This is a genomic window from Dyella jejuensis (assembly GCF_044904675.1).
GTDB lineage: Bacteria > Pseudomonadota > Gammaproteobacteria > Xanthomonadales > Rhodanobacteraceae > Dyella_B > Dyella_B jejuensis.
The window spans coordinates 43,403-57,051 of the sequence record NZ_JADIKJ010000008.1 but is presented as its reverse complement, the minus strand read 5'-3'; the positions used below and the strand labels follow the sequence as shown (position 1 = coordinate 57,051).

The 13,649-nt window shown below is 63.7% G+C and carries 12 protein-coding genes; 11 read left to right on the top strand and 1 reads right to left on the bottom strand.

What is annotated here, in order from left to right:
• Positions 1-44: 44 nt before the first annotated feature.
• On the bottom strand, positions 45-1,421 hold the full coding sequence (gene cysS / locus ISP15_RS08275) for a cysteine--tRNA ligase (protein WP_404546787.1): 1,377 nt from the start codon (positions 1,419-1,421) through the stop codon (positions 45-47).
• A 224-nt stretch (positions 1,422-1,645) separates the two neighbouring features.
• On the opposite strand from cysS, the gene ISP15_RS08270 reads away from it, so the two are divergent.
• The 11 genes from ISP15_RS08270 to ISP15_RS08220 all read left to right on the top strand — a co-directional run bounded on the left by ISP15_RS08270 (position 1,646) and on the right by ISP15_RS08220 (position 13,196).
• Positions 1,646-2,197: a glycine zipper 2TM domain-containing protein gene (locus ISP15_RS08270; RefSeq protein WP_404546786.1), complete on the top strand. Its 552-nt coding sequence runs from the start codon at positions 1,646-1,648 to the stop codon at positions 2,195-2,197.
• Between the two features lie 363 nt (positions 2,198-2,560).
• Complete coding sequence (locus tag ISP15_RS08265; RefSeq protein ID WP_404546785.1) at positions 2,561-3,568, top strand: N-acetylornithine carbamoyltransferase; 1,008 nt, start codon at positions 2,561-2,563, stop codon at positions 3,566-3,568.
• A gap of 14 nt (positions 3,569-3,582) precedes the next feature.
• Positions 3,583-4,215, top strand: coding sequence for an FMN-binding negative transcriptional regulator (locus ISP15_RS08260; protein WP_404546784.1), 633 nt, complete (start codon positions 3,583-3,585; stop codon positions 4,213-4,215).
• Positions 4,205-4,681: an OsmC family protein gene (locus ISP15_RS08255; protein WP_404546783.1), complete on the top strand. Its 477-nt coding sequence runs from the start codon at positions 4,205-4,207 to the stop codon at positions 4,679-4,681. The genes ISP15_RS08260 and ISP15_RS08255 overlap by 11 nt, the downstream gene beginning before the upstream one ends.
• Before the next feature lie 33 nt (positions 4,682-4,714).
• A complete protein-coding gene (locus tag ISP15_RS08250) occupies positions 4,715-5,908 on the top strand; it encodes an argininosuccinate synthase (protein WP_404546886.1) in 1,194 nt (397 codons plus the stop codon).
• The gene (locus tag ISP15_RS08245) at positions 5,905-7,038 is read left to right on the top strand and encodes an acetylornithine deacetylase (protein WP_404546782.1); all 1,134 of its coding nucleotides are present in this window, start codon (positions 5,905-5,907) and stop codon (positions 7,036-7,038) included. Before ISP15_RS08250 ends, ISP15_RS08245 begins: the two co-directional genes overlap by 4 nt.
• Positions 7,039-7,075: 37 nt before the next feature.
• Positions 7,076-8,341: an acetylglutamate kinase gene (locus ISP15_RS08240; protein ID WP_404546885.1), complete on the top strand. Its 1,266-nt coding sequence runs from the start codon at positions 7,076-7,078 to the stop codon at positions 8,339-8,341.
• Between the two features lie 5 nt (positions 8,342-8,346).
• Positions 8,347-9,306, top strand: a complete 960-nt coding sequence (argC, locus tag ISP15_RS08235; RefSeq protein WP_404546781.1) for an N-acetyl-gamma-glutamyl-phosphate reductase — start codon at positions 8,347-8,349, stop codon at positions 9,304-9,306.
• A 154-nt stretch (positions 9,307-9,460) separates the two neighbouring features.
• Positions 9,461-10,756 carry an argininosuccinate lyase gene (gene argH, locus ISP15_RS08230; RefSeq protein WP_404546780.1) on the top strand — a complete coding sequence of 432 codons (1,296 nt, stop codon included), beginning with the start codon at positions 9,461-9,463 and terminating at the stop codon, positions 10,754-10,756.
• A gap of 5 nt (positions 10,757-10,761) precedes the next feature.
• On the top strand, positions 10,762-11,934 hold the full coding sequence (proB, locus tag ISP15_RS08225; RefSeq protein ID WP_404546779.1) for a glutamate 5-kinase: 1,173 nt from the start codon (positions 10,762-10,764) through the stop codon (positions 11,932-11,934).
• Entirely contained in the window at positions 11,931-13,196 is a 1,266-nt protein-coding gene (locus ISP15_RS08220) for a glutamate-5-semialdehyde dehydrogenase (RefSeq protein ID WP_404546778.1), read from the top strand. Before proB ends, ISP15_RS08220 begins: the two co-directional genes overlap by 4 nt.
• Positions 13,197-13,649: the final 453 nt, after the last annotated feature.

Genomic DNA, 13,649 nt, shown 5'->3' with positions numbered 1-13,649 from the left:
GCATTATCGCGCGGTTCGCCATGCCGCACCCGAACCGCGCCTGATCAATGCTTGATCACGCTCCAGCGCGTGCCCTGGGCGCCATCCTCGATGACTACGCCCATCACGCCCAATTCATTGCGGATCGCATCCGCCCGCGCGAAATCACGGTTGGCGCGTGCCTGGCGACGTTCTTCCAGCAAGGCGTCGACGTGTCCGGCATCGATGTCGCTGCCACTTCCCTGCTTGAACCAGGCTTCGGGATCAACCTGCAGCAGGCCGAGCAAAGCGCCGCCGCCGAGCAGCGCAGCCTTGCTCGACGCACTCGGGGCCTGGCGCGCGGTATCGGCAAGCACGGCCAGTTCGGCCAATGCCTGGGGTGTATTGAGGTCATCGCAAAGCGCCGCTTCCAGCCGCGGGGGGACCGGCCACGGTTGAGCCGGATCGAGCGCGATATCGCCCAGTTCGCGCAACACGCGATACCAGCCGTCCAGCGTGCTGATCGCTTGCGCGATGGCCGTGTCCGACCAATCCAGCGGCTGACGGTAATGGCCGCGCAGCAGCAGCAGGCGCAACGCTTCGGGCGGGTGCGCCTTGAGCAGCGCGTGCACGTGCAGCACGTTGCCCAGCGATTTGGACATCTTGCGCCCGTCGAAAGTCAGCATGCCGTTATGCAGCCACCAGCGCGCGAACAGCTTGCCGCCGTGGGCGCAGGTGGACTGGGCGATTTCGTTCTCGTGATGAGGAAACTGCAGGTCCACGCCGCCGGCATGGATATCGATGGTCTCGCCCAGGTGCGCCGCGCTCATGGCAGAGCATTCGATATGCCAGCCAGGACGCCCGCGGCCCCAGGGACTGCTCCAGCCTGGCAGCTCGGACGTCGACGGTTTCCACAAGACGAAATCGGCCGGATCCTTCTTGTAAGGAGCCACCTCGACCCGCGCGCCCGCGATCAGCTCGTCCGTGTCGCGTCCAGAGAGCGCGCCGTAGCCCGGGTAGGACCCGACATCGAACAGCACATGGCCTTCCGCGGCATAGGCATGGCCGCTGGCGACCAAGGTTTCGATCATCGCCACGATCTGCCCGATATGGGCGGTGGCATAGGGTTCGACGTCGGGCGGCGCAATGCCCAGCGCCGCCATGTCGTCCTGGTAGGCGCGCGTGAAACGGCCGGTAATGCTGCCGATCGGCACATTCTGCTCGATCGCGGCGGCGTTGATCTTATCGTCCACGTCGGTGATGTTGCGGGCGTAGGTGACCTGCCGATAGTGGCGCCGCAGGAGCTTGACCAAGACGTCGAACACCACCGGGCCACGGGCATTGCCGATGTGCACGTAGTTATAGACCGTCGGCCCGCACAGATACACCGTCACCCGATCCGGATCGAGCGGCTCGAATGGCTCGATGCGTCGGCTGAGGCTGTTGTAGAGCGAAATCGGCATGGATGTCCCGCAGTCGGTGGGTGCAGTCAACAAGTCGGCCATCTTATCAAGGTCTTGCCTAGCCGCCGTGGGCGTTCTGCGCCGAATTATCCGAAAAGTTCCGGGTTACCGCTTCGAACGGAGCACTAAATTGCGGCGGTTCTAAGCGTGGATTCAGCGTGAATTTGCTGCAATTTCCGACATATGCGGAAAGCCGCTTTCGCCCCCTTTTGCGGAGGTTGTCCATGAACAAGAAAATGTTGTTGCTGTCCCTGCTTGCAGGCTTTGCCGTTTCCACGGGCGCGATGGCGCAACAGGCCGGTTACCCGCCGCCTCCCCCTGGTGCCGGTGGCCCTGATAACGCGCATTACGCCTGGGCCGACGTGCTGCGGGTCGATCCCGTCTATGGCGTAACGCGCACGGCAACGCCGACCCAGCAATGCTATGACCAGCAGGTCGTGCAGCAGACTCCGAGCAACAAGGGCATCGGCACGGTGCTGGGCGCGGTCGTCGGCGGCGTGCTCGGCAGCACCATCGGACATGGCCGTGGCAACACGGCGGCCACGGTGGGCGGCGCGGTCGTCGGCGGCGCCGTGGGCAACACCGTCGCCAGCGGTGGACAGACCTACGCCAGCGATCAGACCGTCTGCCAGCCGACCACCCAGGTCAGCGAGCAGCGCCAGATCATCGGCTACGACGTGGAATACCGTTACCACGGCGATGTCTATATGTCGCGCCTGAGCTACGATCCCGGCGAACGCCTGCGTGTGCGCGTGAACGTGGCCCCCGCTGACTGATCCCGGCGGCATACCGAACAGCGAACGAGCCTGCCATGTGCAGGCTTTTTCGTTTATTGCCATCCTGCGGGTACGGACAAAGTCGATGTTCCCAAGCCGGTCCATCGCTCCGCCGCTGCTGTTGCACAGCAGCGAAAATCCGGTCATCATGGATGTTCAACCACCGGAATCCGCATGTCCTCAGCCGTCTATACCGCTACCGTGCTTACCAGCGCCCGCATGGCCGCTGGCATGACTTCGCGTGCGCGCCGACCGCTGGACCGACATTCGGCCGGGTAGGCTGTCGCCACGTTGCATAAGTAATACGACGACTAAACCCGGCCCTCGCGCCGGGTTTTTTGTTTTTCCGCACTGGAGTCAACGATGCCGCTTCGCCATTTCCTCACCACCCAGGATTACAGTCGCGCCGAGATCGATGCGTTGCTCGCGCAGGCTGCCGCCTTCAAGCGTTCGCCGCGCGGGCAACAGCTCGCCGGGAAATCGGTGGCGTTGTTGTTCTTCAATCCTTCGATGCGCACCCGCACCAGCTTCGAGCTGGGCGCCTTCCATCTTGGCGGCCACGCCATTGTGCTTTCGCCGGGCAAGGATGCATGGCCGATCGAGTTCCGGCCAAACGTGGTGATGGACGGCGAGGCGGAAGAACACATTGCCGAAGTGGCGCGCGTATTGAGCCGTTATGTGGACCTGATCGCGGTGCGCGCCTTTCCGAAATTCCAGGATTGGTCGGTCGATCGCGAAGACGCGGTCATCAAGGCTTTCGCGCAGCACGCCAGCGTGCCGGTGATCAACATGGAAACCATCACCCATCCATGCCAGGAACTGGCGCACGCGCTGGCACTGAAGGAGCGCTTCGGCGACCTGGGCGGTCGCAAATACGTGCTCACCTGGACCTATCATCCCAAGCCGTTGAACACGGCAGTCGCCAACTCCGCCTTGTTGATCGCCACCAAGATGGGCATGGATGTCACCTTGCTCTGTCCCACGCCCGATTATGTGCTCGACGAGCGCTACATGGCCTTTGGCGCGCAGAACGCCAGGGAAAACGGCGGCTCGCTCAAGGTCAGCCACGACATCGAGGACGCCTATCGCGGTGCCGATGTGGTGTATGCCAAGAGCTGGGGCGCACTGCCGTTCTTCGGTCGCTGGGAAGCGGAGCAGCCGATCCGCGACGCCCACCGGCACTTCATCGTCGACGAAGCAAAGATGGCGCTGACCAACCACGGTGTCTTCAGCCATTGCCTGCCGTTGCGCCGGAACATCAAGGCCACCGATGCCGTGATGGATTCGCCGGCCTGCATCGCCATCGACGAAGCCGAGAACCGCCTGCACGTGCAGAAGGCGGTCATGGCCTCGTTACTGGCGCAGCACTGATCGCGGGCCACGCCATGTACCTTCCCGCTTCCTTTCATGAAACGCGCGCAGCGGTGCTGCATGCGCTGATACGCGAGTATCCCTTCGGCACCATCGTCACGCATGGCGCCGATGGGTTGGCCGCCAATCACCTGCCGTTCGAGCTGGTCGATGGCGGTTCGTTGCAGGGACACGTTGCGCGCGGCAACGAACTGGCGGCGGCCGATGGTGCGCCGGTGCTGGTGATTTTCCAGGCGGCGGACGGATATATCAGCCCCAACTGGTATCCGAGCAAACACGAGACCGGTCGCGAAGTGCCCACATGGAATTACGCCGTCGTGCATGTGCATGGCCGCCTGCATGTCACCCATGACCGAACCTGGCTGCGCGCTTTGCTGGAACGGCTCACCGACCGCCACGAAGCCACGCAACCCAGGCCGTGGCAAATAAGCGACGCGCCGGAAGATCACATCGAGAAAATGCTGTCGGCGATCGTCGGCCTGGAAATCGCCATCGAGCGCATCGAAGGCAAATTCAAGCTGAGCCAGAACCATCCTGAAGCCAATCGTGCAGGGGTCAGAAACGGATTGGCCGAGCGCGGCGGCCGGCGCGATGCCGAGCTGGCGGCACTGATGCGGCAGGCCGAGGAGCGCCGCCATGGTGGATAAACACCATTCGTATCCGGTGCAAGTCGTGTGGACCGGAAATCGCGGTGACGGCACCAGGACCTATCAAGGCTACGGCCGGGAACACGAGGTGCGGGTCGCCGGTAAAGTCGTGATCGCGGGTTCCTCGGACGCCGCCTTCCGTGGCGATGGCACCCGGCACAATCCCGAAGACTTGCTGGTGGCGTCGCTATCGAGCTGCCACATGCTCTGGTACTTGCACCTGGCAGCGGTAGCGGGCGTCATCGTGACCGCTTATGTCGACGAAGCCGTCGGCAGCTTGCTGGAGCGCGCCCATGACGGACGCTTTTCAGAAGTGGTGTTGCGACCGCGCGTAACGATCGCCGCCGATAGCGATCCGGTACGCGCCGCGAAGGTGCACGAGGATGCCCACCGCGCCTGCTTTATCGCTAACTCCGTCAATTTTCCGGTGCGCTGCGAGCCGCGCATTGTCATCGAATCCGCGTAAACCTCTTTTCCATTAACGCCTTTTGGACTTCGCATCATGAGCAAAGATATCGTTCTCGCCTTTTCCGGTGGCCTTGATACCAGCTTCTGCATTCCCTACTTGCAGGAACGCGGCTGGGCCGTGCATACCGTGTTCGCCGATACGGGCGGCGTCGACGCCCAGGAGCGTGCTTTCATCGAAGCGCGCGCCAAGGAACTGAAAGCGGCCAGCCACGTCACCATCGATGGCGGTCCGGCGATCTGGAACGGGTTCGTAAAGCCGTTCGTGTGGGCGGGCGAGGGTTACCAAGGTCAGTACCCGCTGCTGGTGTCCGATCGCTATCTGATTGTCGATGCCGCGCTCAAGCGCTGTGCCGAGCTGGGCACCCGAGCCATCGCGCATGGGTGCACCGGCATGGGCAACGACCAGGTGCGCTTCGATCTGGCGGTCAAGGCCCAGGGCGACTACGAGATCGTGGCGCCGATCCGCGAGATCCAGAAAGAACACACCGAAGTGCGCGCCTACGAGCAGAAATACCTGGAAGATCTCGGCTTCGGCGTGCGCGCCAAGCAAAAGGCCTACACCATCAACGAAAACCTGCTCGGCCTGACCATGTCCGGCGGCGAGATCGACCGCTGGCAGGCCCCGGGCGAAGGCGCGGTGGGCTGGTGCAAGCCGCGCGCCGAATGGCCGTCCAAACCGCTGCGCCTGACGATCAGCTTCGTCAACGGCGAAGCCGTGGCGCTGGATGGCGAAAAGATCGCCGGCCATCAGCTGTTGGCCAAGTTGAACGGGCTGCTGGCGCAGTATGGCGTCGGTCGTGGCATCTATACCGGCGACACCACCATCGGCTTGAAGGGCCGCATCATTTTCGAAGCGCCGGGTCTCACCGCGTTGCTGGTCGCGCATCGCGCGCTGGAAGAAGCCGTGTTGACCAAGCAGCAGAATCGCTTCAAGCCGGAGGTGGCGCGCAAATGGGTGGAGCTGGTGTACGAAGGTTTCTTCCACGATCCGTTGAAGAGCGATCTCGAAGCGTTCCTGGCTTCCAGCCAGTCGGTCGTCAATGGTGAGGTGATGCTCGAAACCAGCGGTGGCATTGTCAACGCCGTGGCGGTGGAATCGGGCCATATTCTCAACGCCAAGGGCGCCACCTACGCCCAGGCAGCCGACTGGGGCGTGGCCGAGGCCGAGGGTTTCATCAAGCTGTTCGGCATGAGCAGCACCTTGTGGGCTGAGGTCAATCGATGAACACAAGCTCCGGCGGTGCCGAACTCGAACGGCCCGCATTGCTGGAGGCGACGCTGGCGCATCTGCGTGCCCTGGTCTCGTTCGACACCCGCAATCCGCCGCGCGCGATCGGTACGGGCGGCATCTTCGATTACCTGCGCGAGCAGTTGCCGGGCTTCGAGGTGACGGTGACCGATCATGGCGCCGGCGCCGTCACGCTGCACGCCGTGCGCGGCGAACCGAACTACCTGTTCAACGTGCACCTGGACACCGTGCCGGATTCGCCGCACTGGACCACCGACCCGCATGTCTTGCAGGTAACGGACGATCGCGCCATCGGCCTGGGCGCCTGCGATATCAAAGGCGCGGCGGCGGCACTGATCGCGGTCGCGAATGCCACCGCCGGCAACCTGGCGCTGTTGTTCTCCACCGACGAAGAAGCCAACGATCCGCGTTGCATCGCCGCGTTCCTGAAAGAAGGCCATGACTACGACGCCGTGATCGTGGCCGAGCCGACGCGCGGCGAAGCGGTGCTGGCGCATCGCGGCATCCATTCGGTGCAAATGAGTTTCGCGGGACGGGCAGGGCATGCTTCAGGCGAGCAGCGCCCCGGCGATAGCGCCGTGCACCAGGCCATGCGCTGGGGTTCGGCGGCGCTGGATTATGTCGAGCGCCAGGCGCATGAGCGCTTCGGCGGCCTGACTGGATTGCGTTTCAACATCGGGCGCATCGAAGGCGGCATCAAGGCGAACATGATTGCTCCAACCGCCGAGGTGCGTTTTGGGTTCCGGCCGCTGCCCAGCATGGATCCGGATCGGCTGCTGGCGGATTTTCGCCAATTGGTCGAACCACAACCGGCCGCCTTCACCGAACTTTTCCGCGGCGCATCCCTGCCGGCAGGCGACATCGCCAATGCGGAAGCAAGGCGCCTGGCGGCGCGCGATATCGCCGACGAGCTGGGCATCCCGGTCGGCAACGCGGTGAATTTCTGGACCGAGGCGGCGCTGTTCTCCGCAGGCGGCTACCTTTCGTTCGTCTACGGTCCGGGCGACATTGCCCAGGCCCACACCGCCGACGAATGGGTCGCGCTGGACCAATTGCACACCTACGCCGAAACCCTCTACGAGATCGTCAACCGTGGAATCGCATAAGAATACCCGCCAGACCATTGTGCGCCTGCTTTCGGCCATGGGCAGCGCCAAGGAAATCCAGCAATACCTCAAGCGTTTTTCGCAGCTGGACGCGAAGCGCTTTGCCGTGGTCAAGGTGGGCGGCGCGGTGCTGCGCGATGAACTGGCCGACCTGACCTCTTCGCTGACGTTCCTGCAACAGGTCGGCCTGACGCCGATCGTGCTGCACGGCGCCGGCCCGCAATTGGACGAGGAATTGCAGGCGGCCGGCATCACCAAACAGACCATCAACGGCCTGCGCGTGACCTCGCCCAAGGCGTTGGGCATCGTGCGGCGCGTGTTTCAGCAGCAGAACCTGCGTCTGGTCGAAGCGCTGCAGGCGATGGACACCCGCGCCACCTCGGTGCCATCGGGCGTGTTCATGTCCAGCTTCCTGGATAAAGACGCCTACGGCATGGTCGGCAAGGTCGACAGCATCAACCTTGCGCCGATCGAAGCCAGCCTGCGCGCCGGGTCCATCCCGGTCATCGCCAGCCTGGGCGAGACCGACGAAGGCCAGTTTCTCAATATCAATGCCGATTTCGCCGCCAACGAATTGGTGCGCGTGCTGCAGCCCTACAAGATCATCTTCTTGACCGGTACCGGCGGCCTGCTCGACGGCCAGGGACAGATCATCGATTCGATCAACCTGAGCACCGAGTTCGATCACCTGATGCAGCAGCCATGGATCAACGGTGGCATGCGAGTCAAGATCGAGCAGATTGCCGACCTGCTGCAAAGCCTGCCGCTGACCTCGTCGGTATCGATCACGCGGCCCGCCGAGTTGGCGAAGGAGCTGTTTACGCACAAAGGATCCGGCACGCTGGTGCGGCGTGGCGAAAAAGTCTTCCGTTACGACAGTTGGGAAGGCGTGGATCGCGATCGCATGCGCACGTTGATCGAATCCAGCTTCGGCCGGCGACTGGTCGACGATTATTTCGAGCGCACCCGGCCGTATCGGATCTATGTCAGCGAGAACTATCGCGTGGCGATGATCCTTACCGAAGAGGCCGGCCTGATCTACCTCGACAAATTCGCCGTGCTCGACGATGCGCAAGGCGAAGGCCTCGGCCGCGCCGTGTGGCTGGTGATGCGCGAGGAAAACCCGCGCCTGTTCTGGCGTTCGCGCCACGGCAACCCGATCAACCATTTCTATTACGCCGAATCCGACGGCTGCTACAAGCAGGAACGCTGGAAAGTGTTCTGGTACGGCCTGGACGGTTTCGACACGATCGCCCGCTGCGTCGCTCATTGCGCCGTGCGCCAACCAACCCTGGTGGACTGACAGCCATGGCTACTTCCATGAAACGTGTCGGCATCGTCGGCGCACGCGGCCATACCGGTGCCGAACTGATCCGGCTGGTCGCCGCGCATCCGGCGCTGGAGCTGGCTTATGTTTCATCGCGCGAGCTGGATGGCCAGCGCGTCGATGCGCATGTCGCCGAGTACCGGGGCGAGCTGCGTTACACCGCGCCGGCGCCCGCAGGTCTCCCCGCGCTGGATGCCGACATCGTCGTGCTGGCGCTGCCCAACGGCAAGGCGTCGGAATGCGTGGACGCTTTCGATGCCGCCGGCAAGCAGCCGGTGATCGTCGATCTTTCCGCGGACTATCGCTTCGATCCGCGCTGGTATTACGGTCTGCCGGAACTCACGCGCGCCAAATGGCGCGGCGAAACGCGCATCAGCAACCCTGGCTGCTATGCCACCGCGATCCAGCTTTCGATTGCGCCGCTCAAGGACGTGCTGGCCGCGCCGCCGGTGTGCTTCGGCGTCTCGGGCTATTCGGGAGCGGGCACCACGCCTTCGGACAAGAACAACCCGGAAAAGCTGCGCGATAACCTGATGCCGTATTCGCTGACCGGGCATATGCATGAGAAGGAAGCGAGCCGCCACCTCGGCATACCGGTGGAGTTCATGCCGCACGTCGCACCGCATTTCCGTGGCCTGACGGTAACCACCAATCTCTATCTTTCCCGTCCGTACAAGCGTGAAGACGTGCAGGCGCTTTACCAGCGCGCTTATGCCGGCGAAAAGCTGGTGCGCGTGCTGGACGAGGCGCCGTGGGTCAGCCGGATCGCCGGCCAGCATCACGCCGAGCTTGGCGGCTTCGCCATGTCGGCCGACGGCAAGCGCGTTGTCGTGGTCGCGACGCTCGACAATCTGCTCAAAGGCGCGGCGACGCAAGCCATGCAAAACATCAACCGGGCCATCGGCATCGATGAATACACATCCATTCCTGTCGATAGATGACCAGCGCCTTCTCCCGGGAATGCGGTGAAGGCGAGCTGCGCCCAAGCGCCTTAGCTTGGAAGCCGTCTGCGAAGTGCCCTGTTTTTATTCACAACGCTACACGATCGATCCCTTTCACTTAGAAGGGAGAAATCAAACAAAGAGACTGACCATCATGACCGATCTCCTTTGGCAGAAAGCCGGCGTCGAAACCAACGCCAAGATCATGAAGTTCCTCGCCGGCGACGACGTGCTGCTGGATCGCGAGTTTTTCCTGCACGACATCCTTGCCAGCAAGGCGCACGTCGAAGGGTTGGCGCACATCAGCGTGATCAATGCGCAGGAGCTGCAGGATCTCAAGCGCGAACTGGATACGCTGGCGGACGATTTTCGCGCCGGACAGTTCGTACTGGACGAACGCTATGAAGATGGTCATTCGGCGATCGAGGCGCGGCTTACCGAACGCCTCGGCGACGCCGGCCGCCGCGTGCATACAGGACGCAGCCGCAACGACCAGGTCCTGGTGGCCACGCGCCTGTGGCTGAAGGAAAAGCTCGCTGCCTTGGAAGCCCATTGCCGCGCCATTGCCGAGGTATGTTTGCAACGCGCCGCGCAACCGGCCCTGCCGTTGCCGGGCTATACGCATCTGCAGCGCGCCGTCGTGTCATCGACCGCGATGTGGTTCGCCGGCTTTGCCGAAGGGTTTATCGACAATGCCTGGCGCGCCCGGCAGACCTCGGCATGGGTGGATGCCAACCCGCTCGGCACTGCCGCCGGCTACGGCGTGAACCTGCCGCTTGATCGGGCACACACGACCCAGGCGCTGGGCTTCTCGCGCATGCAGGTTTCGCCGATCTACGCGCAGCTGTCGCGCGGCAAGTTCGAAATGGCCGCCATGGAAAGCCTCGGCAGCGCCATGCTCGACGCGCGCCGGCTGGCCTGGGATCTCTCGCTGTTCACCACGGCGGAGTTCAATTTCGTCATGTTGCCGGCCGAATACACCACTGGCAGTTCGATCATGCCCAACAAGCGCAATCCGGACGTGGTGGAACTGATCCGGGCTTCCTACGCCACGGTTGCCGCCGCGCGCTGCGAGATCGAGCAATTGCTGTCGTTGCCCTCGGGCTATCAGCGTGACTTGCAGTTTTCCAAAGGCTCGTTGTTCCACGGCGTCACGCACGGGCTCGCCGCGCTTGAACTATTGCCGGACCTGCTGGCGCGCATGCAATGGAACGAGACGGCCATGCGCGCCGCCATCGAGCCGGCCATGTACGCCACCGACGTGGCGATCGAGCAGGCCGCGGCAGGCGTTCCTTTCCGCGATGCCTATCGCGCCGCGGCGCAGGCGGCCGCCGAAGCAGGGCAGGGCCGCACGCCGGAAACCAGCCTGGCCGCGCGTACCTCGCCCGGTGCCGGCGGCGATCTGCAAGTGGAGGTGCTACGCCAGCGCCTGGCTGCGCTGGCGTCATAGCCGCCATGGCCGGAGCCCACGCGCGCCAATTGCCGGAGCGTGCGCTGCCATCATGGCGGCGTGCAGTATTGAAGGTCGGCAGCAATCTGTTGGCGGCTGACGGCGGTGGGCTGACGCCCCGCCACGCACAGGGCTTGGCGGCATTCGTGACAGCGAGCCACGCCGTCGGGCGCGAAGTGGTGCTGGTTTCCTCCGGTGCGGTGGCCGCGGGGCGTGCCTTGATGCGCGAACGCGCCGCGTTGGAGGGTGGCCTTGCCGCGCGGCAGGCGCTTGCGGCGCTGGGCCAGGCACCGATGATCGGCTTGTGGCAAAGCCTGTCGGAACGTCCGGTGGCGCAGGTGCTGCTCACCCATGACGATCTTCGCCATCGGCGCCGGTATCTCAATGCGCGCGCAACCTTGCGCGAGTTGCTGCTGCTGGGCGTGCTGCCGGTCGTGAACGAGAACGACACCGTGGCGGTAGACGAGCTCAAGCTCGGTGACAACGACAATCTGGCTGCCATCGTCGCCGCGCTGGTCGATGCGGATCTGCTGCTCATCGCTTCCGACGTGGACGCGCTGTACAGCGCCGACCCGCGCCGCGATCCCGGCGCCGAACCGATCGGGCACGTGCCCATGCTGACGCCGGCCGTCATCGCGATGGCCGGCGGCAGCGGCACCGAAGCAGGCACGGGCGGCATGCGCACCAAACTGGAAGCCGCCGCCAAGGCGGCCGGCGCCGGCATTCCCACGGCCTTGTTCAGTGGACGGGAAGCGATGACCGTGCAGGCTCTCGGCGAGGGCAGGCTGCGTGGTACGTTGATCGACGTGGCGGGTAACCGGTTGCAGGCACGCAAGTACTGGCTGCGGCATGCTCCCGCCGGGAACGGGCACATCCAGGTCGACGCCGGGGCGATGCGCGCGCTGATTGAAGGGCGTGCTTCGTTGTTGCCCGGCGGTATCCTGGCGGTAGCCGGCGAGTTTCATCGCGGCGACTTGGTCGAGATCGTCGATGCCCACGCGCAGCCCATTGCACGGGGGCTATGCCAGTATGGCGCGGCGGAGGTGCGGCGATTGGCGGGACACCATAGCCGCGAGATCGAAACGCTGCTTGGCTACAGCCATGGCGCCGAGATCGTGCACCGCGACGATCTCGCCACGGTGATCGATCCGCAGACGGCAGGAGGGATGGAAACATGAGCGAGGTCCGTACCCAGGCCCTGGCGTGCCGCGACGCCGCGCAGGCCATGTTTGCGCTCGACAGCGACAGCAAGCGCAAGCTGCTGCGCGACATGGCGACGGCGCTGGAGGAAGGCCGCGATGCCATCCTCGCCGCCAACCGGCGCGATGTGCAGCAAGCCGCGGCAAAAGGCGTCCAGGGCGCCATGCTGGACCGGCTGCGCCTGGACGACACGCGAGTCATCGGCATGGCCGGCGCCGTGCGCGAGGTCGCCGCGCTGCCCGATCCGGTCGGCCTGGTCACGCGCCGCGAAACGCGCCCCAACGGCCTGGATATCGAGCGCGTGCGCATTCCGCTCGGCGTCATCGCGATGATCTACGAGGCGCGTCCCAACGTGACCGCCGACGCGGCAGCCCTGTGCCTGATGGCCGGCAACGCAGTCATCCTGCGCGGCGGTTCGGAGGCAATGCATTCGAATCTCGCGATCGGCCGCGTGCTGCAAGACGTGCTGGAACGGCATGACATTCCGGCCGCGGCGCTGACGCTGATCGAAGACCTCCGGCGCGAGACGATGGTCGAGCTGCTGCAACTGAGCGATATCGTCGATCTGGCGATTCCGCGCGGCGGCGAAGGCTTGATCCGGTTCGTGGCCGAACATGCGCGCGTGCCTGTCATCAAGCACTACAAAGGCGTCTGCCATTTGTATGTCGACGCCGCGGCGGATGAAGCACTGGCCTTGAACCTGCTGGTTGACGGCAAGACTTCGCGCCCCGGTGTCTGCAATGCGCTGGAGACGCTGCTGGTGCATCGCGACGTCGCTGCCTCGTTCCTGCCCAAGGCAGCGCGCGTGCTGGAAGAGCGCGGCGTGGAACTGCGTGGCTGCGAACGTTCGCGCGCTGTGGTGGCGGGCATGCGTCCGGCCAGCGACGAAGATTACGCGGCGGAATTCCTCGATCTCATTCTCGCCGTGCGCGTGGTTGATGACCTCGGCGTAGCGGTAGGTCACATCCAGCGCTTCGGTTCCGATCACACGGAAGTCATCGTCACCCGCGATGAAAGCGCCGCGCGGCGATTTGTGCAGGCGATCCGCTCGGCGGTGGTGATGGTCAATGCATCCTCGCGTTTTTCCGACGGCGGCGAACTTGGCCTGGGCGCGGAAATTGGCATATCGACCACGCGCCTGCATGCCTACGGGCCGATGGGCGCGGAGGCGCTGACCGTGGAGCGGTTCGTGGTGCGCGGGGATGGACAGGTGCGCCATCCGCAAAGCATCGTCACGTAACGTAACTGTTGATAGTCGCTCTCCCTGCATGGGGGCTTGAGCCGGATGCAGTCGACGCGAATCAGTTACTGCTCGCGAAAGCCTCCTCGCGACATCTTGGAGTGGCGTGCGGTAGAACCCCTCACGCCACTCGTGAAACCATGGGATCACTCCATCTCGTCGCTCCAGAACATCTATATTCGGCACTATAAGCCGATTAGCACTTTCATTACGCCGGCGAATTCAGGACGAGCGGTCTCAAGGATCACTAGTTGTTCCGTAGTCGCTTTCGGAATGGCTGTGAAGGGAGATGAGATATCCGTAGCGAAGAGTTTTCTTTGAATTACTATTCTTTCGCATTGCGTCATCAAAAAAAACAATAGGTTGTGGCGGTTTAAGATTGGTGATCAGGTAAGTGCCCGATAACGGACATAACATAAATGACAGTGAAGAGCGATTGAATATCACGTATGG

Bases quoted from the DNA above. Each gene is read 5' to 3' on its own strand.
- ISP15_RS08270 (WP_404546786.1), top strand. From the start codon at position 1,646: ATGAACAAGAAAATGTTGTTGCTGTCCCTGCTTGCAGGCTTTGCCGTT.
- ISP15_RS08255 (WP_404546783.1), top strand. From the start codon at position 4,205: ATGGTGGATAAACACCATTCGTATCCGGTGCAAGTCGTGTGGACCGGA.
- proB (WP_404546779.1), top strand. From the start codon at position 10,762: ATGGCCGGAGCCCACGCGCGCCAATTGCCGGAGCGTGCGCTGCCATCA.
- ISP15_RS08245 (WP_404546782.1), top strand. From the start codon at position 5,905: ATGAACACAAGCTCCGGCGGTGCCGAACTCGAACGGCCCGCATTGCTG.
- ISP15_RS08260 (WP_404546784.1), top strand. From the start codon at position 3,583: ATGTACCTTCCCGCTTCCTTTCATGAAACGCGCGCAGCGGTGCTGCAT.
- ISP15_RS08240 (WP_404546885.1), top strand. From the start codon at position 7,076: ATGGGCAGCGCCAAGGAAATCCAGCAATACCTCAAGCGTTTTTCGCAG.
- ISP15_RS08220 (WP_404546778.1), top strand. From the start codon at position 11,931: ATGAGCGAGGTCCGTACCCAGGCCCTGGCGTGCCGCGACGCCGCGCAG.
- ISP15_RS08265 (WP_404546785.1), top strand. From the start codon at position 2,561: ATGCCGCTTCGCCATTTCCTCACCACCCAGGATTACAGTCGCGCCGAG.
- argH (WP_404546780.1), top strand. From the start codon at position 9,461: ATGACCGATCTCCTTTGGCAGAAAGCCGGCGTCGAAACCAACGCCAAG.
- argC (WP_404546781.1), top strand. From the start codon at position 8,347: ATGGCTACTTCCATGAAACGTGTCGGCATCGTCGGCGCACGCGGCCAT.
- cysS (WP_404546787.1), bottom strand. From the start codon at position 1,421: ATGCCGATTTCGCTCTACAACAGCCTCAGCCGACGCATCGAGCCATTC.